Origin of the sequence: Streptomyces sp. LMG1-1-1.1 (assembly GCF_040815545.1) — a bacterium.
Lineage (GTDB): Bacteria > Actinomycetota > Actinomycetes > Streptomycetales > Streptomycetaceae > Streptomyces.
The window spans coordinates 20,482-39,170 of the sequence record NZ_JBFPNH010000022.1 but is presented as its reverse complement, the minus strand read 5'-3'; the positions used below and the strand labels follow the sequence as shown (position 1 = coordinate 39,170).

Here is an 18,689-nt window from a genome sequence, read left to right as displayed (position 1 = left end):
CGGGGGTCCGCGTTCCGGACGGCGATGTTGACCGCGCGCTTCCGCACCGTCACACTCGGTCGTCGACCGCCGCCGCCGGCGCGCGGCGCCACCACCTCGCGAGCAGGGGGCACGATGACGGACCGGCTTCTTCCGTACGACGTACAGGGCGGAGGTCCCGCCCGGGCCCTCGTGCTGCACAACTGGTTCGGCGACCGCACCAGCTTCGACCCCCTCCGCGCCCATCTGGACGCCGCCGCGGGCACCTATGCCTTCGTCGACTGCCGCGGTTACGGCGAGGCCCTCGACCACGCGGGCGCGTACACGATGGAGGAGGTCGCGGCCGACGCGCTCGCGGTCGCCGACGACCTCGGATGGGACTCGTTCTCCGTCATCGGCCACTCGATGGGCGGGAAGGCGGCCCAGCTGATGCTGCTCGACGCCCCCGACCGCATCCGCTCGATCGTCGGCATCTCGCCCGTCTCCGCTGCGGGCTTCCCCCTCGACGGCGAGACCTGGGAGCTCTTCGCCGGCGCGGCCGAGGAACCGGCGAACCGGCGGGCGATCATCGACAACACCACCGGCGGCCGCTACGACGACGCCTGGCTCGCGGCGCTCGTCGACCGCTCCGTCGGCCGTTCCTCCGCCGCGGCCTTCCGCGCCTACCTGGACTCCTGGTCCCGCACCGACTTCCACGAGCGCGTCCGCGACAACCCCACGCCCGTCCTGCTCGTGGTCGGTGCCCACGACCCGGCCCTGGGCACCGAGGCGATGGAGTCCACCTGGCTGCGCTGGTACCCCAACGCGCGCCTCGAAGTCCTGAAGGACGCCGGCCACTACGCCCCCGAGGAGACCCCTGGGCCCCTTGCCGAGGCCATCGAGGCCTTCCTCGCGGCCTGACCGCGCGGAGGCCATCCGAAGGTCGTAGGGAACGACGACTTTCGAGGACAGCGGCGGGGCCCTGCCGCACGCGATCATCGTGGTCTCGACGCCACGGGGCGGTCTCCGGGAGACCGTCCACGATCAGCAGGAGCACACCCGATGGGCCTCGCGCAGTCACAGCACCGCTTCCTCGTCCGCCAGAAGGTGACCCTCATGGCGAACCGCTACCTGGTGCACACCGTGGGGCCCGACGGCGAGGAGGCGGAACTGGTCGCGTTCGCCCACCAGAAGAGAATGGCGCTCAAGGAGCACGTCACCTTCTACACCGACGAGTCCCAGCGCCAGGTCCTGTTCACGTTCAAGGCCCGCCAGGTCCTCGACGTCGGCGCGACCTACGACGTGCACGGCGCCTCCGGGACCCGGCTCGGGGGCTTCCGCAAGGACTTCGGGGCCTCCTTGCTCCGCAGCACGTGGCACCTGAGCAGGGAGGGCGCGGCGGGGGAGACCACCGGGCGGGAGCGGCACCAGGGCGTGGCCCTGCTGCGGAGGGCCTGGGAGTTCCTGCCCTTCACGGACCTGGTCCCCTTCGTCGTCCCCTACCACTTCGACTTCGCCGAGGCCGGACGCTCCGTCATGTCCGTCGACAAGCGGTTCGGTCTGCGCGACCGGTACGTGCTGGACATAGCGGATCCGGAGCTCGACCGGCGCCTCGCGATAGCCCAGGCCGTCGCCCTCGACGCCCTCCAGTCGCGCTGACCCCTCGCCGCCTGGTCTCCTGCCCGAACGCCGAACGCCGAACGCCGAACGCCGAACGCCGAACGCCGAACGCCGAACGCCGAACGCCGAACGCCGAACGCCGAGCGCCGAGCGCCGAGCGCCGAGCGCCGAACGCTGACCGTCGGCCGGTCACCCGCCGACCGCCCGCCGGGGACGCGTCTACTCTGGAAGGAGGGGCAAGGGACGGGCACGCCGTTCCTCCCCGGGCCCCGGCCGCGCAAGGCGGAAGGGCGGCGGACCATGTTCTTCAGCGATCGCACGGACGCGGGCAGACGGCTCGCCGCCCGGCTCGACCACCTCAAGGGCCAGGACGTCGTGGTCCTCGGACTCCCGCGCGGCGGGGTACCGGTCGCCGCGCAGGTCGCGGACGCCCTCGACGCGCCACTCGACATCTGTCTGGTACGGAAGCTGGGGGTGCCCCAGCAGCCGGAGCTCGCGATGGGCGCGCTCGGTGAGGGCGGCGTGAGGGTGCTCAACGAGCAGGTGCTCCGGCACGCCGGGGTGGGCGAGCGCGCGCTCGCGGCGGTGGAGGAGCGGGAGCACGTCGTGCTCGAGGAGCGCGCCGCCCGTTATCGGGGCAGCAGGCCGTCCGTGCCGCTCGAAGGCCGGACCGTGGTCGTCGTCGACGACGGCCTCGCCACGGGGGCCACGGCGCTTGCGGCGTGCCGGGTGGTCCGTGCCCGGGGAGCCGCCCGGATCGTGCTGGCCGTCCCGGTCGCGCCGGAGGGGTGGACGGCGCGGCTCGGAGGCGAGGCCGACGAGACGGTCAGCGTCCACGCGCCCGGGGTCTTCTACGCGATCGGCCAGTTCTACCGGGACTTCGAGCAGACCGCCGACGCCGAGGTCATCGCGTGTCTGGACCGCAGCCGTGCGGCACGGGGCCCGGTGGTGCGGGACTCGGACGTGAGGGTCGCGGTCGACGGCGTCACGCTCGCGGGGCGGCTCGCCGTGCCCGACGGGGCCGTGGGGATCGTGCTGTTCGCCCACGGCAGCGGGAGCAGCCGACACAGTCCCCGCAACCGGGCGGTCGCGGAGGTGCTCAACCGGGAGGGGCTCGGGACCCTGCTGTTCGATCTGCTGACCGAGGCCGAGGCGGGCGATCGGGCGCATGTCTTCGACACGCCGCTCCTGGCCGGCCGGCTCTCGTTCGCCACGAAGTGGCTGGCCGAGCAGCCGGTGGGCGCCGGCCTCCCGCTGGGCTACTTCGGTGCGAGCACGGGAGCGGCCGCCGCGCTGTGGGCGGCGGCCGATCCGGATTGCGCGGTGAGCGCCGTCGTGTCGCGCGGTGGCCGGCCCGACCTCGCGGGGGACCGGCTGGCCGGGGTGCGTGCTCCCACGCTCCTGGTGGTGGGCGGTGACGACGCGCTGGTGCTGGACCTGAACCGGAGGGCCGGTTCACTGCTGCGCTGTGAGAACAGGCTCGCCGTGGTCGAGGGCGCCACGCACCTCTTCGAGGAGCCGGGTGCCCTGGAGGAGGTGGCGGAGCTCGCCACCTCCTGGTTCACCGGGCACTTCCGGGGTCAGTAGGCGCTGTTGACGTTGTCGATGGAGCCGTAGCGGTCGGCCGCGTAGTTGCACGCGGCGGTGATGTTGGCGACCGGGTCGAAGAGGTCCATCGACGTGCCGGGCACGTGATAGGCGAGGAAGGTCGGCTCGATGACCTGGAGCAGGCCCTTGGAGGGCGTTCCGGCCGCCGCGTTGGAGTCCCAGAGGTTGATGGCCTGGGGGTTGCCGGAGGACTCGCGCATGACGTTGCGGAGGATGCCGTCGTACGAACCCGGGATGCCCCGCTGGGCCATGATGGCCAGCGACTCGCGGATCCAGCCGTCCAGGTCGTCGGTGTAGTTGGTGGCGGCGGCCGGGGCCGCGGCGGGGGCGGCCTGCGCGGCGGAGGCACCGGTGGAGGCGCCCGTGGTGGCCGGGGCGGACCGGCGCTCGGAGCGGCTCGCCCGATCGGGTGTAGCGGTCTTCTTCTTCGCCGGCGCAGGAGTGACCTTCGCGGAATCCCGACGAAGCGTCAACTCAAGGCCCGGATGAATAAGTGACGGATTGTCACCCACGGCGCTCCGGTTGGCCCGGTAAAGGCTCTTCCAGCCGCCCTGAATTCCCTTCTTCCGGGCGATGAGGGAAAGCGAGTCGCCGCGGACGACGGTGTAGGTGCGGGCGGCGGCCGGGGCGGCGGGAGCCTTGGCGGCGGTCGGCGCCGCGAAGGCGGGGGCTGCGACGGCGGGGGCCGCGACGGCGCGGGCGGTGAATTCCGGGGCTCCGGAAACGGGAGCGGCTCCGGCCACGGCGGGGGTGATCAGCGGCAGGGCAAGGGCGACGCCGCCCGTGCCGGCCAGCGCGAGTCCCTGGGAGACGGGGCGGCGTCGGGGGCGGCGGTGCTTACCGTGAGCAGGCATGACGGATTCCTCTCCGGCGCCTGCGGGGTGAGCTGTCGGGTTCGGACGGGAGCTGTCCGGCCGCGCGCACGCGGCTGCACCCCGAGCCGTTCCGGATTTCCGGACCGGCGTATTCGTGGGTCCCCCGCTCCTGCCGTCGGGTGAAAAGGGGAGGTATTTCGAGCGGTGGCAGGATTAGGCGATCCGCTCGAATGGAGGTGACCGTAGGCCAGTAATGCGGCGGATAACAAGGGGACGGCAGCCCGTGGCGCGGCGAAAGGATCACGTAATTCAGGGAATTCAAGATCGGCCACCCGTCCGGCCCGTCGAACTCCCGTGTCTCCCATGGCCTGCGGACATTCCGATCACCGGGGCGAATCCGGCGAAGTGAGTCGCATCACCAGGTTCCCAATGTCCGAATATGCACGGTAATTCTGTTAATGGTGAAGTGGGTGGAAAAGGCCTTGTGGGCGGGTGTGCACTCAAGGGCAAAAGTGGCAAAACCGACATTTGTCCTGAACGATGGACCCACCCCGACCGAGGAGCCGCCGGATGTCGCCCGCCCTCTCCACGCCCAGCCCCGACACCGTCGACCGCGAGGCCGCCGCGCTCTACGACAGCGCCGTCTGGCAGCGCATCGTCACCGACTGGACGACCGACGAGCCGCTCGTTCCCGACGCTCCGCCGCGAGAGCCGGAGAGCTGGCGGAAACTCCTCACGGTGCCGGTGGAGAGACTCGTGGCCGACGCCCTCGACGCCCTGCCGCCGCCCCTCCCCGCCGAACCCCGCCTGCCGGGCCGCGTCGGAGCCGTACTGCCGGACCGGCTGCACGTCTGGCGCCGCATCGGCCGCACCGACCTGCGCCCGTCGGTCCACCTCGGCTACGCCCGTCGCGTGCTCACGGAATGGGGCTGGCAGAACGCCCCGTACAAGCTGCGCGACGCGCGCGGGGCGCGGTGCGTCTGCGGCGCCCTGCTCGCCGCGCACCGTCTCGGCCACGGGAGCGCCGACACCATGAACGAAGCGGCGGCCTGGATCATGACCGAGCTCCGGTCGCGGGGCTGGAGTGAGCTGATCGGACCGTGGAACCGGGCCCCCGGCCGTACGGCGGACGACGCCGTGGCCCTCCTGGACGCCACCATCCACCGGGCCGCGCAGGCCGGCCGCTGACGACGGCGGACCGCTAACCGCTAGGGGGGTGACGATCGCCGGGCGGCACCCGAGGGCGCCGCCCGGCGGACGGGAGCGGTCAGCCGCTGATGCTCGGCGCTCCGGTCTCGATGTGACCGGTGTACCGGCGCGACCAGGTGCCGTCGATGTCGGCGACGATCGTGAAGTCGTACCAGCCGCCGTTGTAGGCCACCGCGTTGAAGAAGTCCTCGCGGGTGGAGTTCGCCGGCACCGTGTACGTCCACGGCCCGTCCGAGCGGTAGGCGTTCGACCGGATCGTGAAGGTGACCGGACCCCCCGACGCGTTGGTCATCCTGAACCACAGGGCCGTCTTGCCCGTCCCCGGCTCGGTCGCGAACCGGGCGGCCACCTCCACGGCCTTGCCCGCCTTCGAGGCGTCGCCGATGAAGCGCCGCAGGAAGCGGTTGGGGCCCATCATCGAGACGTCGTACTTGCCCGACCCCGAGCCGAGGCCGATGTTGAAGTAGTCGGAGGCCGTGCCGCCCGGGTCGACGGTGTACTGCCAGGCGGCGGTGTCGCGGTACTGGTGCGGGTGGATCGAGAAGTGGGCCGCGCGCCGGGCCTCGGAGCCCTGGTTCGTCATCGAGAACCAGGCCAGGATCTTGCCGGCCGCTCCGAACTCGAACCGGTCGAGGTTCCCGTTCACCTGGTACGGCACCGCGCGGGCCGGTCGGGTGCCGGACTCCTGCGCGGGCAGGGCGTTGTTCTGGGGGGCCGGGTTCGGCAGCGGTCCGCAGGTGGCCTGGCCGATGACCTTCGCCGTGGAGGGAAGGCCCGTCGGCACGCCGTACACCGGGTTGGCGAAGTCGAAGACCCCCGTCAGATCGCCCGTCACCTTCCTGCGCCAGGCGCTGATGTTGGGGCACGTGGCCGGTGTGCCGAGGGCCGCCGTCCAGGTCTCCATGAAGCGCAGCACGGAGGTGTGGTCGAAGACCTCGGAGCTCACCCAACCGCCGCGGGTCCACGGGGACATGACAATCATCGGGACGCGGAAGCCCAGGCCGATCGGCGCGCCGTCGAGGTACTCGCCCGGTGTCCCCGGCGGGGCGACCGGAGGCGGCACGTGGTCGAAGAAGCCGTCGTTCTCGTCGTAGTTGAGGAAGAGCACCGTCGAGTCGAAGACCTCGGCATTGGCGGCGAGGGCGCGGTAGACCAGGTCGACGAAGTGCGCGCCGTCCCCGGGCGGGGCGTAGGGGTGCTCCGAGAACGCCTCGCTCGCGACCACCCAGGACACCTGCGGCAGCGTGCCCGCGACGACGTCGGCGCGGATCGCCGCGGCGATGTCGTCCGGGGTCGAGCCGGTGACCTTGGGCACCGATCCCATGCCCCGGTCGTACAGCGGGTCCCCGGGCCGCGCGTCGGTGAACTTCTCGAAGTACGCGAGGCCGTTGTCGCCGTAGTTGTCCTGGGCGTTCTGGTAGACCTTCCAGCTCACCCCGGCGCGCTGGAGCGCCTCGGCGTACGTCTCCCAGGTCAGGCCCGACTCGTCGCCGCCGTCCTTGCTGGTGCCGTCGATCTTGCCGCTCCAGAGGAAGGTGCGGTTGGGGCCCGTGGCGCTGAGCGCCGAGCAGAAGTACGCGTCGCAGATCGTGTAGTGATCGGCGAGCGCGTGGTGGAAGGGGATGTCCCCGCGGTCGAGGTGGCCGAGGGTCCGGGTGTTGCCCACTCCCGTCACCCAGTTGTCGAGGCGCCCCTTGTTCCACGCGGCGTGCTGTGAGGTCCAGCTGTGCGGCAGGTCGCCGTTGCACTGCGCGAGCGTCTCGCCGTCGACACCGCCGGCGGGCGGGGTGTCGCTCAGCTTCCAGGGGTAGTGGCGGCCGCCCCAGTTGGGCTGGTTGAACGTGCCCCAGCCGCCGGGCAGGTTGCCCGCGGCGCGGTCGGCGAAGCCGCGGACGCCGCGCAGGGTGCCGAAGTAGTGGTCGAAGCTGCGGTTCTCCTGCATGAGGATCACCACGTGCTTGACGTCGGTGAGGGTGCCGGTCGCCGTCGACGCGGCGGCGGACGCCGGCGCCGGCGGCAGCGCCGCTCCCGCCACGAGCCCCGCGCCGATACCGACGAACCCCCTGCGGCTGATGGGAATCATGCCCCGCCTCTCGCGTCACGGTGTGCCCAGGCGGGCACGTCGGAGACATGATGGGGGAGGCGAGCTTAAAGGTATACGGCTGTGCCGTAATTAGTGGGTTAACAGCCGGAGGCCAGGTAGCCGCGGCACCGGATTGGTCCCTCCGCGGACCAATGGCGTCAGACGGTGATCACCTTCACGCCGGCCTCGGTGAGCTGGTCGACCGTCTCCGGCGCGATGCCGGTGTCCGTCACGAGGACGTCGATCCGGTCGGGGCCGCAGATCCGGGCGAACGCTCGGCGACCCATCTTCGAGGAGTCGGTCACCACGACGACCCGGCTCGCGCGCTCCGCGAAGAGCCGGCTGATGCTCGCCTCGTCCTCCTGGTGGGCCATCACGCCGAGCCGGGTGTCGAACCCGTCGACGCCCAGGATCACGGCGTCCAGCACAACCTGGTTGAGCACCCCGACCGTCAGCGGGCCGACCAGCTCGTACGTCTGGGGGCGTGCCACCCCGCCGGTGGCGACGATCTTGATCTGCGGCCGCACGGCGAGCTCGCCGGCGATGTTGAGGGCGTTGGTGACCACGGTCAGCGCGGGGCCTTCGGCCGACGGCGCCGCCTCGGTTCGACCGCCGGCGAATCGCCGCGCGAGGGCCCGTGCCACCTCCGTCGTGGTCGTGCCCCCGTTGAGTCCGACGACGTCGCCGGGCGCGACCAGATCGGCGGCGGCCTCGGCGATCCGCCGCTTCTCCGGCGCGTGCCGCGTCGACTTGTACCGCAGCGGCAGTTCGTGCGAAACGCCGTGCACCACCGCCCCGCCCCGCGTCCGTACCAGCAACCGCTGTTCGGCGAGTTCGTCGAGGTCCCGGCGGATCGTGGCGGCGGAGACGCCCAGCGCGGTCGCGGCCTCCTCCACGTCCACCTTTCCCGAGGCCGCCAGCAGCTCAAGGAGCGTGTGCCATCGCTCGTGCTTGGACATGCGTCCCTCTCTCCGGTCGTGCGCGCGTCCGATTCTATCCGCCGATGCGTGCGGGACCTGGAAAGACAGTGCATCTTTCTGCTTGAATACCCTCGACTTCGAGCACCTTCACTCATCATCGATGAGACTTCTTGCAAGGAGAGCCGTATGACCATCACTCGTACCGCCGTCGAGATCGCTTCCCAGCCGGAGACCTGGCGCCAGGCGGCCCGTGCCCTGCCGCAGCACTCCGCGGCCCTGCCCCGACGCGGGGAGCGGGTCGCGGTGATCGGCTGCGGCACCTCCTGGTTCATGGCCCTGGCCTACGCGGAGCTTCGCGAGTCCGGCGGTCACGGCGAGACCGACGCGTTCGCGGCCTCGGAGTTCCCCTACGGCCGCCGCTACGACCGGGTGGTGGCGATCACCCGCTCCGGCACCACCAGCGAGGTCCTCGCCGTCCTCTCCCGCCTGCGCGGCAGCGTGCCCACGGGCGCGGTCACGGCCGACCCCGCGACCCCGGTGATGGACCTCGCCGACGAGGTCGCCGTCCTCGACTTCGCCGACGAGGAGTCCGTCGTCCAGACCCGCTTCGCGACCACCGTCCTCGCACTGTTCCGCGCGCACCTGGAGGCCGAGGACGCACTGCCCGACGGCGTCGCCACCGTCGAGGAGGCCGCGCGGGACGCCGAGCAGGCCATCGCGGCGCCCCTCGCCGAGGAGGTCCTCACCGCCGAGCAGTTCACCTTCCTCGGCAGCGGCTGGACCTACGGCCTCGCCCTGGAGGCCGGACTGAAGATGCGCGAGGCGGCCGGCGCATGGACGGAGGCGTACCCGGCCATGGAGTACCGCCACGGCCCCATCAGCATCACCGGCCCCGGCCGGGTGGCCTGGGGCTTCGGCGACCTGCCCGCCGGACTCGCCGACGACGTGCGCAAGGTCGGCGGCACCCTCGCCGAGAGCGACCTCGACCCGCTCGCCGACCTCATCCGTGCCCAGCGCCTCGCGGTGGCCGTAGCCGAGGCCCAGGGACTCAACCCGGACACCCCTCGCAACCTGACCCGCTCCGTGGTCCTCGCCGACGTCCATGCCTGACCGCCGCCCCGTATCCCTTCGCACCCCGGGAGCAGGACCATGCCGCTGACGCCCACCGACGAGATCGTCCGCCGCGCCCGCGCCGCGGGCACGGGCGTGGGGGCTTTCAACGTCCTCCAGCTCGAACACGCCCAGGCCATCGTGGCCGGCGCCGCGACCGCGGACCGGCCCGTGATCCTCCAGATCAGCGAGAACACCGTCCGGTACCACGGCGCCCTGGAGCCGGTCGCGGTCGCCTCCCTCGCCATCGCCCGCGCCGCCAAGACCCCGGTCGCCGTCCACCTGGACCACGCCGAGAACCCCGACCTCGTCCACGAGGCCGTCGGACTCGGCCTGGGCTCCGTCATGTTCGACGCCTCCAAGCTCCCGTACGCGGAGAACGTCGCGGCGACCCGCGAGGTCGTGGAGCACTGCCACCGGTACGGCGTCTGGGTCGAGGCCGAACTCGGCGAGGTCGGCGGGAAGGGCGGCGCCCACACCCCGGGTGTCCGGACGGACCCCGAGGAGGCCCGGGCCTTCGTCGCGGCGACCGGCGTCGACGCCCTCGCCGTCGCGGTCGGCAGCTCCCACCAGATGCTGACCAGGGACGCGGTCCTCGACTTCGACCTGATCGGTCGTCTGCGGGCCGCCGTCGACACCCCGCTGGTCCTGCACGGGTCCTCAGGCGTCTCGGACGAGGACCTGACCGCCGCGATCGGCGCCGGCATGACCAAGGTGAACGTCTCCACCCACCTCAACAAGGCCTTCACACGGGCCGTCCGCACCCACCTCGCCGACCATCCCACCGCCGTCGACCCCCGCCACTACCTCACCCCGGCCCGCGCCGCCGTGGCGCACGAGGTGGCCCACCTCCTCACGGTCCTTTCCCCGTCCTGACGGGGCGGGACCCGGGCGGCCGTTCCTCCCGAAGCGCCGTCAGGAGGCCGCGTACCGCCGGCAGGGCCAGCGAGGACTCCCGTACGGCGGCGTGGATCGAACGGACCGGCTCCGGGCCGCGCAACCTGCGGACCACCACGTGCGGGTGGTGGCCGCCCAGGCCGAGGAGCGGGATCAAGGCGACGCCGAGACCGGCGGCGACGAACCCCTGGGCCGCCGCGTACTCCTCGCACTCCACGGCGACGTCCGGGGTGAACCCGGCGGCCGCGCACGCTTCGAGGACGGCGTCGAGGCAGGGGCCGGGTCGTTCGCTGCCCACCCACGGTTCACCGGCGAGGGCGCCCAGGTCGAGCGTGGTGCGACGGTCGGCGAGCGGGTGCCCCTTGGGCAGGACGGCGCGGTACGGGTCGTCGACCAGGTGGACCAGCCGGAGGCCGGCGCGGGAGGCGTCGCCGCCGCCGTCCCGGGGTCGCACGACCAGGGTGAGGTCCGCCTCCTCGTCGGGCGCGCCGTCGGCGATCCTCAGGTCGACGCGGACGCCGGGGTGTTCGGCCCGGAAACGGGCCAGGGCAGGCGCGACGAGATCGGCTCCCGCGGTGGCGAAGTAGCGGACCGCGATCCGGCCGGTGCGGCCCGCCCGTAGATCGGCGAGGGCGGTCTCGGCCTCCGCGACCTGGCGGCCGATGACGGCGGCGTGCTCGGTGAGCAGCCGTCCGGCCGCGGTCGGACGCACGCCCCGGCCGAACCGTTCGAGCAGCTCGATGCCCGCCTCCTTCTCCAGGGCGGCGATCTGCTGGCTCACGGCGGACGGCGTGTAACCGAGGTTCGCGGCGGCGGCGGTGACGGAGCCACTGGTGACGACGGCCCGGAGCACCTGCATACGTCTCACATCCAGCATGTAGCAGAGCTTAACGCCGGCTGTACGAACCTTCGCTTGTCCTGTCGAATGTCGCCGGGGGAACGTGGGGACATGACATCCGCGACACGCATGGGCGTGCTGGCCCTGCTCTGGGGCTCGGGCTTCCTCTGGATCAAGATCTCCCTCAACGAGGGCCTCACCCCCGGGTGGATCACCTTCGTGCGATGCCTGCTCGGCGCCGGCGTCCTCCTCGCGCTCGCGTACGGAGCCGGGCAGCGGCTGCCCCGCGACCGGGGCACCTGGGCGCGCCTGGCCGTCGCCGCCTTCTTCTGCAACGCCCTGCCGTTCCTGCTCTTCTCGGTCGGGGAACAGACCGTGGACAGCGGGGTGGCGGGCGTACTGAACGCCACCACGCCCCTCTGGTCCCTCCTCATCGGCCTCGGCCTCGGCACCGAACGCCCGCTGCCCGCCACCCGCCTGGCCGGCCTCGTCCTCGGCTTCGCGGGCGTCCTGCTCATCTTCGCGCCCTGGGGCGAGGGCTCGGGCCTCATGAGCCTCGGCGCCCTCGCGCTGCTCGGTGCCTCCGCCTCGTACGCGGTGGCCTTCGCCTACATGGCCCGCCGGCTCACCGGCCGCGGCACCGCCCCGCTGGCCCTCTCCGCCGCGCAACTCCTCACGGCCAGCGCCCTGAGCGCGCCCGCCCTCACCGCCGGCGGCGCCCCGGCGGCGACCTGGACGGGGATCCTCGCCGTCGCCGTCCTCGGCGTCTTCGCGACCGGCCTCACCTTCCACCTGAACTACCGCATGATCGCCGAGGAAGGCCCGACCAGCGCCGCCACCGTCGGCTATCTGCTGCCCGTGGTGTCCGTGGCGTTGGGCGCACTCGTCCTCGACGAGCCGCTGACCGCCCGGGTGGTCGCGGGCATGGCCGTCGTCCTGGCGGGCGTCGGCCTGACCCGGCTCAGCCCCGGCCGAGCGGCTCGACCACGAACAGGGGGATCTCCCGCTCGGTCCTGCGCTGGTAGTCCGCGTAGTCGGGGAACGCGTCGACGGCCCGTGCCCACCACGCCCGACGCTCCTCCCCGGTGACCAGACGGGCCTTCATGTCCCAGACGTCGGGGCCGTCGCGCAGCTCGACGACGGGCGAGGCGACGAGGTTGTGGAACCAGACGGGATGCTTCACCGCCCCGCCGTTCGACGCGACGAGCGCGTAGGCACCCTCGTGCTCCACCCGCATCAGGGGCGTCTTGCGGAGCTTGCCGCTCTTCGCGCCGAGGTTCGTCACCAGGACGACGGGAAGGCCGCGCATGGTCGTGCCCTTCGTCCCGCCGGACGACTCGTACAGCTCGACCTGGTTCCGCACCCACGTCGTCGGGCTGGGCTCGTACTCGCCTTCGAGTGGCATGACTGTCCTTTCCGAGGGCGCGCGGCGGTGCCGGCGCTGCGTCCTCCGGACGCTATCCGACGGTCCACGGGCCCCCGGGGATTTCCGGCCCGGGGGCCGCGGGCGGCTCCGTGTCAGTACCTGCTCGTAGGGTGGCTCCTGACAGTAGGCAAGCGCGCGGGGCGGTACAGGGGAGTGGGCGGCATGCGGGAGTTGTTCCTGGCGAACGAGAAGGCGTACATCCGGTGGATCGCGCTGCCGGGGGAAGGACCCCTCCGGGTGTTCGTCCACGGCCTGGGGTGCACGGCGGCGTCGGACTTCGCCCACATCGCCGCCGCCCCCGCGCTCGGCGGCGGTCGGGCGATGCTCGTGGACCTCCTCGGGTACGGGCTCAGCGACCGGCCCGCGGACTTCGACTACCGCATGGAGTCGCAGGCGGCGGCGGTGGCGGCCGTGCTCGACCATCTGGGGGTGACCGGCGTGGACCTCATCGGGCACTCGATGGGCGGGGCCGTGGCGATCCTGCTCGCGGCGTCCCGCCCGGACCTGGTGGCCCGGCTCGTGGTGGCGGAGCCGAACCTCTACGCGGGCGGTGGCGCGTTCAGTTCGCCGGTCGCGGCCCAGGACGAGGACACGTTCGTGACCACGGGGTTCGCCCGCATGGTCGCCTCGGTCGGCCGCGCCGACTACGCGGCCCGGCTGCGGCTCGCCGACCCGTTGGCCGTCCACCGCAGTGCGGTCGCCCTCGTCGAGGGAAGCGTGCCCGCCCCGGGCGACCTGCTTCCCGGGCTGCCCGTCCCCCGGCTGTACGTGGTCGGTGAGGCGAGCCTGCCGGACGCCGACGCGGCGAGCATGGCGGCCCGCGGCGTCCCGGTCGTCGAGATCCCCGGAGCGGGACACGACCTGATGCTCGACAATCCCGACGGGTTCGTCGCGGCGCTGGCCGACTTCCTCTGAGGCACCCGACGGCCCCTCACGGCGTCCTGCCCACCACCGTCCCGCCCCACCCCTTCAGGAGCGCCCGGATGCACCCCCTCACGTACGACGACATCAAGGCCGCGGCCGACCGGATCGGCGGCCACGTCCGCCCCGTCACGGCCGCCACCCCGGACCCGGGCGACGAGCCCTACGAGCTCCACCTCGCACTGGAGCTCATGCAGCACACCGGCTCCTTCAAGGCCCGCGGCGCGCAGAACTTCCTCCTCGCCCACCGTGAGCGGGGCACCCTCCCCGACGTCGGCGTCACGATCGCCTCCGGTGGCAACGCCGGCCTCGCCTGTGCCTGGGCAGCCCGCCGCCAGGGCGTCCCCGCCACCGTCTTCCTGCCGACCACCGCCCCGAAGGTGAAGGCCGACAAACTGCTGTCGTACGGTGCCGACGTACGCCTCGTCGGCACCGAGTACGCCGAAGCGCTGGCCGCCTGCGAGGCGTTCGCCGCCGACACCGGCGCGCTGGCCTCCCACGCCTACGACCACCCGCTCATCGCCGCCGGGGCAGGCACCCTGCTCGACGAGATCCTCCGGGCGGTGCCGGACCTCGACACCGTCGTCGTCGCCGTCGGCGGAGGCGGCCTCTTCGCCGGCGTCGCCACCGCCGCCCGGCACCACGGCATCCGCACCGTCGCCGTCGAACCCGAGAACTGCCGCGCCCTCGACGCCGCACTCCGGGCCGGACACCCCGTCGACGTCACCGTCGACTCCGTGGCCGCCGACTCCCTCGGCGCCCGCCGGGTCTCGGCCACCGCACTGCACGCCGCACAGGGGGACGGCGTCCGCTCCGTCCTCGTCCCCGACACCGCGATCACCCGTACCCGCCGGGCCCTGTGGGACGACCGGCGCCTCGCCGTCGAACACGCCGCCGCCACCGCCCTGGCCGCCCTCACCACCGGGGACCGGCCCCGCCCGGCGGCCGACGCCTACCGGCCGGAGCCGGGCGAGAAGGTCTGCGTCGTCCTCTGCGGCGCCAACACCGACCCGACCGACCTCACCGGGGCGCCCGCGGGCGCGTGACGCGGCTCCACGCCCGGCCGGCGGCTCCGCGCCCCGGCCGGACGTCCCCGTGGCACGGGCGCGCCGCGGTGTGCGTCAGGATGGGGACATGACCGAAATTCGTACACCTCGTCTCCTCCTCCGGCGCTGGAGCGACGACGACCTTGTCCCCCTGGCCGAGATCAACGCGGACCGCGAGGTGATGCGGTGGATCGGCGACGGCTCGGTGCGGGACCTGGACGAGACCGCCGAGGACATCGAGCGGTACGAGGAGGAGTGGGACGACGAGGGCTTCGGGATCTTCGCCGTCGAGCTCCTCGGATCCGGGGAGCTGATCGGGTTCGCCGGCCTCTCCGTGCCGGACGCGCTGCCGGAGCTGGCGGCGGAGGTGGAGATCAGCTGGCGCCTCGGCCGGCAGTTCTGGGGGCAGGGGTACGCCTCGGAGGCCGCCCACGCGGTCCTGGAGTTCGCCCTCCAGGACCGCGGGCTCGACCGGGTCGTCGCCGTCACCCACATCAGCAACCAGGCCTCCGAGAACGTCATCGGAAAGCTCGGCATGACCGCGGAGCGCGAGCTGAACCACCCGGCCTTCGACGTACCCCTGCGGGTCTACGTCATCGACCTCACCGAGTACCAGGCCTGAGCCCCCGGGAGGCGACCACGACTCAGTGGCGCTCGGGCAGGTCACGCTCCGCCGGACGCGACGTGAGGTCCGGGGCGATCGGGGCGGCGGAGCGCGCGGACGCGGCGGGCTTCTTGCCGCAGAACGCGGCTTCCAGCGTTCCGCCGAGCGCCGTGTTGGCGGCACCGTGGTTCGAGGTGTTGGCCATGGCCGAGAGGGCGCGCCGGCCGTCCCGGGTCGCGAAGGTGTACGTGTAGAAGCCCTGCACGGTGCCGGTGTGGCCGAACACCTGGGTGCCGCACGACAGGTCGTAACGGCGCAGACCGAGTCCGTAGAAGCGGGTGTTGGCGGTGTCCGTCGGAGTGACCGTGGTCATGGCCTCCGTCATCGCCGGGGAGAGCAGCCGGCCGCGCATCAGGGCGCTCGTGAAGGTGTTCAGGTCGGCGGGGCTGGAGATGACGGCCCCGGCGGACTGCGCCCAGGACACGGTCTGCTCCGTGGAGTCCACGAGCGGGTCGCCGGCCGCGTCGGGGTGCAGGTAGCCGCGCACGTGCAGGCCCTTGATGCGGGTGTCCGGGTGGACGTACGAGGTCTTCCCCAGCTTCAGCGGCTTGAAGATGCGGCGCTCGTACGCGTCGGACACCGGCCGCCCGGTGAGCTTCTCGATGAGCATGCCGACCACGACGAAGTTGGCGTTCGAGTACTTGTACGACACGCCGGGCTCGGTCGTCCGGGGCTCGCTCAGCGACAGGTCGAGGAGCTCCTGGAAGCTGAACACCCGGTTCCGTACCGCTTCGAAGCCCGGCACGGTGTCGTTGAACATCGCGTCGGTGTAGTCCGAGAGACCGCTGCGGTGGGTCAGCAGATGACGGACCGTGATCCGGTCGTCCGGCAGCAGGCCCGGCAGGTAGTCGTTCACGGAAGCGTCGAGTTCCAGCTTCCCCTCGTCGACCAGCTGCAGCAGGACGACGGAGGAGAACGTCTTGCTGACGCTGCCGATCCGGAAGCGCGCGTGGATGTCCATGGGAGCGCCCGAGACGCGGTCCTGGACGCCGACGGTACGGCTCTGGACCCCGCCGGGACCGGTGTAACGGGCCATCGCACCCGGCGCGCCGTTGGCCATCGCCGAGTTCAGCGCGGCGAGCACGCCCTCCATGTCGGGGGCGGGAACGGCAGCCGCCGCCGAGCGGACGGACGCGGCGGGGGAGGCGGCCGCGGGGGACGCCGCGAACGCGCCGGCGGCCGGGGTGAGGCCTGCGGCGAGGGCCGCGACCAGGGTGGTGCTGACGGCCAGACGTCGATGTGACGACAGGGGCACGGGGATTCCTCGGATTCGTTCGGAGCGGTCGTTCGGCATGGATCATGAGTGCCAACGAGCGGGATCGGTTCCTGACTCGGGCGGACGAGTTCCGGAGCCCGCCCTTCCCAACCGGGGCCTCGCGCCCCCGCTTGGGCAGACGCCCAACCCGGCTCCGGAAGGTCTGGGCTCCTGCGGACAGACACGCGCGCCGGAGCGCCCGATCATGGCGCTGGTCACGCTTGCGAGGACGCGCAACGGGCCGGATCCGTAAAGGAGTTCCTATGTCAGGGAAATGGGGTCGCGCACTCGGCGGCCTGCTGCTCGCCGTCGTCACGGCCGTGTACGCGGCGCCGGGCACCGCCGGCGCGGCGGAGGAGACGACCGGCACCATCCCGTCGGTCGGCACCGACTGGGGCGCACCCGGCCCCTACGAGGTGGACGTCGACATCGAGGCCGTGCACACGTTCTACTACCCGCGGAACATGGGGCAGCGCGGCGAACTGCACCCGGTCGTCATCTGGGGCAACGGCACCGGCGCGGTCCCCGGCATCTACAGCTCCCTGCTGAGGCACTGGGCGAGCCAGGGATTCATCGTCGCCGCCGCGAACACCCCCACCTCCAACTTCGCCCTCAGCATGCGCGCGGGGATCGACGTCCTCGAACACCGGAACGCGGACAGCGGAAGCCGGTTCTACCGGAAGGTCGACCTGGAGCACATCGCCTCCGCCGGGCACTCGCAGGGCGGCGCGGCGGCGATCAACGCCGCGATCGACCCGCGCGTCGACACCGCCGTCCCCCTCCAGCCCGGACCGCTGGCCGACCCCGACCTGATGGACGAACCCGTCTTCTACCTCGCCGGACAGAACGACCTGACCGTATGGCCCGCCCTGGTCAAGGCCTTCCACCGGGACTCCGACCACGTCCCCTCCGTGTACGGCGAGATCCGCGGCGCCGGCCACCTCGACTCCATCGGAGACGGCGGGAACTTCCGCGCCCCGACCACCGCCTGGCTGCGCTACTGGCTCCTGGGCGACGAGAACGCCCGCGGGATGTTCTTCGGCCCCGACTGCACCTACTGCACCGACAGCACCCTGTTCTCCGGATGGGACCGCAACGCCAAGGCACAGCAGATCCCCGGCACCACCCCCTGACGGCCGACCCGCCGCCCGCCCCGCCCCGCACCGGTCGTCGGGTGCGGGGCGGGGCCCCGGTCGGGCGAATGTCGGTGCCGGGGCGTGGCCCGGCGGGCCCGCGGTGGTACGTCGTACGCCATGCAGCCAGGCACACCCCCGACGGTGACCCCCTTCCTCCGCACGGCCGCCGCCTACGCGTGGCGCGTCCTCGTCGTCGGCCTGCTCGTCTACAGCCTGTTCGCCGTGCTCGGCCGCTTCCACGAGATCGGCGTCGCCCTCTTCCTGGGCCTGGTGATCACCGCGCTGCTCCGCCCCGTCGCCGACGTCGTCGCCCGCGGCCTGCCCCGGCCCTTCGCGGTCGCCCTCACCCTCGTCGGCAGCATCGCCCTCGTCCTCGGGGTCCTCGCGCTGGTGGGGGAGGCGGTGGCGGGCGAGCGGACGACGCTGGTCCGCGAGTTCCGGGTGGGGGTCGGCCGGATCGAGGACTGGCTGGAACGGCCGCCGTTCCGGCTGGACCCAGGGGCGCTCACCGACCTCCAGGCCAGGATCGGCGACTTCCTCTCCAGTCACCGATCGACCCTCGTCAGCACGGCGCTGAGCGGCGCCGGCCATGTGGTCGCCGTCCTCACGACACTGGCCCTCGCCCTCTTCTGCGCGGTGTTCTTCGTCCACTCCGGAGACCGCCAGTGGCGATGGTTCCAGGAGCAGTTGCCGCGCTCCGTGCGCGGACGGGTGGGCATCGGAGGGAGCGCGGCCTGGCGCACCTTCACCGGGTACACGCACGGAATCGTGCTCGTCGCCGCCGTGAACGCGGTCCTCGTCGGCCTCGCGCTGTGGCTCCTCGGGGTCCCGCTCGCGGTGCCGCTGGCCCTGCTGGAGTTCCTCGCCGCCTTCGTCCCGCTGATCGGCTCCCCGATCGCCCTCGCCGTGGCCGCCGTCGTCGCGCTCGCCTCGCAGGGGCCCCTCACAGCGGCCCTCGTGGTCGCGCTGATCGTGGTCATCGGCCAGATCGAGGGCCATCTGCTCCACCCGCTCGTCATGAGCTGGGCCGTACGGCTGCACCCCCTCGTCGTGGCCATCTCGGTCATCGCCGGATCGATCGCCGCCGGCATCGTCGGCGCCGTGGTGGCCGTCCCGCTCGTCTCGGTCGTCTGGTCCGTCCACACGGCCCTGCGCGCGGCCCGGACGTCAGCGAACGCGTGAG

17 protein-coding genes, 1 pseudogene and 1 riboswitch are annotated in these 18,689 nt (G+C 72.6%); of the genes and pseudogenes, 12 read left to right on the top strand and 6 right to left on the bottom strand.

What is annotated here, in order from left to right:
• Nucleotides 1-114 precede the first annotated feature (114 nt).
• From MRBLMG1_RS12865 to MRBLMG1_RS12855, 3 genes are all read left to right on the top strand, one after another.
• On the top strand, nt 115-879 hold the full coding sequence (locus MRBLMG1_RS12865) for an alpha/beta fold hydrolase (protein WP_367823778.1): 765 nt from the start codon (nt 115-117) through the stop codon (nt 877-879).
• Between the two features lie 141 nt (nt 880-1,020).
• Complete coding sequence (locus MRBLMG1_RS12860) at nt 1,021-1,617, top strand: hypothetical protein (RefSeq protein ID WP_367823776.1); 597 nt, start codon at nt 1,021-1,023, stop codon at nt 1,615-1,617.
• Nucleotides 1,618-1,878: 261 nt separating this feature from the next.
• Nucleotides 1,879-3,165, top strand: coding sequence for a phosphoribosyltransferase family protein (locus MRBLMG1_RS12855; RefSeq protein WP_367823774.1), 1,287 nt, complete (start codon nt 1,879-1,881; stop codon nt 3,163-3,165).
• Here MRBLMG1_RS12855 and MRBLMG1_RS12850 read toward each other — a convergent pair.
• Entirely contained in the window at nt 3,159-4,040 is an 882-nt protein-coding gene (locus tag MRBLMG1_RS12850; RefSeq protein ID WP_367823772.1) for a LysM peptidoglycan-binding domain-containing protein, read from the bottom strand. The two genes, MRBLMG1_RS12855 and MRBLMG1_RS12850, sit on opposite strands and share 7 nt — an antisense overlap.
• A gap of 4 nt (nt 4,041-4,044) precedes the next feature.
• A riboswitch (cyclic di-AMP (ydaO/yuaA leader) is annotated at nt 4,045-4,201 on the bottom strand.
• 370 nt (nt 4,202-4,571) lie between these two features.
• On the opposite strand from MRBLMG1_RS12850, the gene MRBLMG1_RS12845 reads away from it, so the two are divergent.
• Nucleotides 4,572-5,189 carry a DUF6197 family protein gene (locus tag MRBLMG1_RS12845; RefSeq protein ID WP_367823770.1) on the top strand — a complete coding sequence of 206 codons (618 nt, stop codon included), beginning with the start codon at nt 4,572-4,574 and terminating at the stop codon, nt 5,187-5,189.
• Between the two features lie 79 nt (nt 5,190-5,268).
• On the opposite strand, the gene MRBLMG1_RS12840 is transcribed toward MRBLMG1_RS12845, so the two are convergent.
• Both MRBLMG1_RS12840 and MRBLMG1_RS12835 read right to left on the bottom strand, forming a co-directional pair.
• Nucleotides 5,269-7,293 (bottom strand): phosphocholine-specific phospholipase C, encoded by a 2,025-nt coding sequence (locus MRBLMG1_RS12840; RefSeq protein WP_367823768.1) that lies wholly within the window; start codon nt 7,291-7,293, stop codon nt 5,269-5,271.
• Nucleotides 7,294-7,451: 158 nt separating this feature from the next.
• The gene (locus MRBLMG1_RS12835) at nt 7,452-8,252 is read right to left on the bottom strand and encodes a DeoR/GlpR family DNA-binding transcription regulator (RefSeq protein ID WP_367823766.1); all 801 of its coding nucleotides are present in this window, start codon (nt 8,250-8,252) and stop codon (nt 7,452-7,454) included.
• 147 nt (nt 8,253-8,399) lie between these two features.
• Here MRBLMG1_RS12835 and MRBLMG1_RS12830 point away from each other — a divergent pair, with 147 nt between their 5' ends.
• The gene (locus tag MRBLMG1_RS12830) at nt 8,400-9,323 is read left to right on the top strand and encodes an SIS domain-containing protein (protein WP_367823764.1); all 924 of its coding nucleotides are present in this window, start codon (nt 8,400-8,402) and stop codon (nt 9,321-9,323) included.
• 39 nt (nt 9,324-9,362) lie between these two features.
• Nucleotides 9,363-10,199, top strand: coding sequence for a class II fructose-bisphosphate aldolase (locus MRBLMG1_RS12825; protein WP_367823762.1), 837 nt, complete (start codon nt 9,363-9,365; stop codon nt 10,197-10,199).
• Here the strand turns inward: MRBLMG1_RS12825 and MRBLMG1_RS12820 are convergent.
• Entirely contained in the window at nt 10,177-11,097 is a 921-nt protein-coding gene (locus MRBLMG1_RS12820; protein WP_367823760.1) for a LysR family transcriptional regulator, read from the bottom strand. The two genes, MRBLMG1_RS12825 and MRBLMG1_RS12820, sit on opposite strands and share 23 nt — an antisense overlap.
• Nucleotides 11,098-11,169: 72 nt before the next feature.
• Here MRBLMG1_RS12820 and MRBLMG1_RS12815 point away from each other — a divergent pair.
• Nucleotides 11,170-12,138: pseudogene (locus MRBLMG1_RS12815) on the top strand (DMT family transporter); the annotation flags it as partial.
• Here the strand turns inward: MRBLMG1_RS12815 and MRBLMG1_RS12810 are convergent.
• Nucleotides 12,020-12,463: a nitroreductase family deazaflavin-dependent oxidoreductase gene (locus MRBLMG1_RS12810; protein WP_367823758.1), complete on the bottom strand. Its 444-nt coding sequence runs from the start codon at nt 12,461-12,463 to the stop codon at nt 12,020-12,022. The pseudogene MRBLMG1_RS12815 and the gene MRBLMG1_RS12810 sit on opposite strands and share 119 nt — an antisense overlap.
• Before the next feature lie 183 nt (nt 12,464-12,646).
• On the opposite strand from MRBLMG1_RS12810, the gene MRBLMG1_RS12805 reads away from it, so the two are divergent.
• From MRBLMG1_RS12805 to MRBLMG1_RS12795, 3 genes are all read left to right on the top strand, one after another.
• Complete coding sequence (locus MRBLMG1_RS12805) at nt 12,647-13,399, top strand: alpha/beta fold hydrolase (protein WP_367823756.1); 753 nt, start codon at nt 12,647-12,649, stop codon at nt 13,397-13,399.
• A gap of 68 nt (nt 13,400-13,467) precedes the next feature.
• Nucleotides 13,468-14,451 (top strand): serine/threonine dehydratase, encoded by a 984-nt coding sequence (locus MRBLMG1_RS12800; protein ID WP_367823754.1) that lies wholly within the window; start codon nt 13,468-13,470, stop codon nt 14,449-14,451.
• Between the two features lie 88 nt (nt 14,452-14,539).
• Nucleotides 14,540-15,073 carry a GNAT family N-acetyltransferase gene (locus MRBLMG1_RS12795; protein ID WP_367823752.1) on the top strand — a complete coding sequence of 178 codons (534 nt, stop codon included), beginning with the start codon at nt 14,540-14,542 and terminating at the stop codon, nt 15,071-15,073.
• Between the two features lie 22 nt (nt 15,074-15,095).
• Here MRBLMG1_RS12795 and MRBLMG1_RS12790 read toward each other — a convergent pair whose 3' ends face one another.
• Nucleotides 15,096-16,370, bottom strand: coding sequence for a serine hydrolase domain-containing protein (locus tag MRBLMG1_RS12790; RefSeq protein WP_367823750.1), 1,275 nt, complete (start codon nt 16,368-16,370; stop codon nt 15,096-15,098).
• Nucleotides 16,371-16,633: 263 nt separating this feature from the next.
• Between MRBLMG1_RS12790 and MRBLMG1_RS12785 the strand changes: the two genes are divergently transcribed.
• Together MRBLMG1_RS12785 and MRBLMG1_RS12780 are read left to right on the top strand one after the other, a co-directional pair.
• On the top strand, nt 16,634-17,503 hold the full coding sequence (locus tag MRBLMG1_RS12785) for an acetylxylan esterase (RefSeq protein WP_367823748.1): 870 nt from the start codon (nt 16,634-16,636) through the stop codon (nt 17,501-17,503).
• 120 nt (nt 17,504-17,623) lie between these two features.
• The gene (locus MRBLMG1_RS12780; RefSeq protein WP_367823746.1) at nt 17,624-18,688 is read left to right on the top strand and encodes an AI-2E family transporter; all 1,065 of its coding nucleotides are present in this window, start codon (nt 17,624-17,626) and stop codon (nt 18,686-18,688) included.
• Nucleotide 18,689 lies beyond the last annotated feature (1 nt).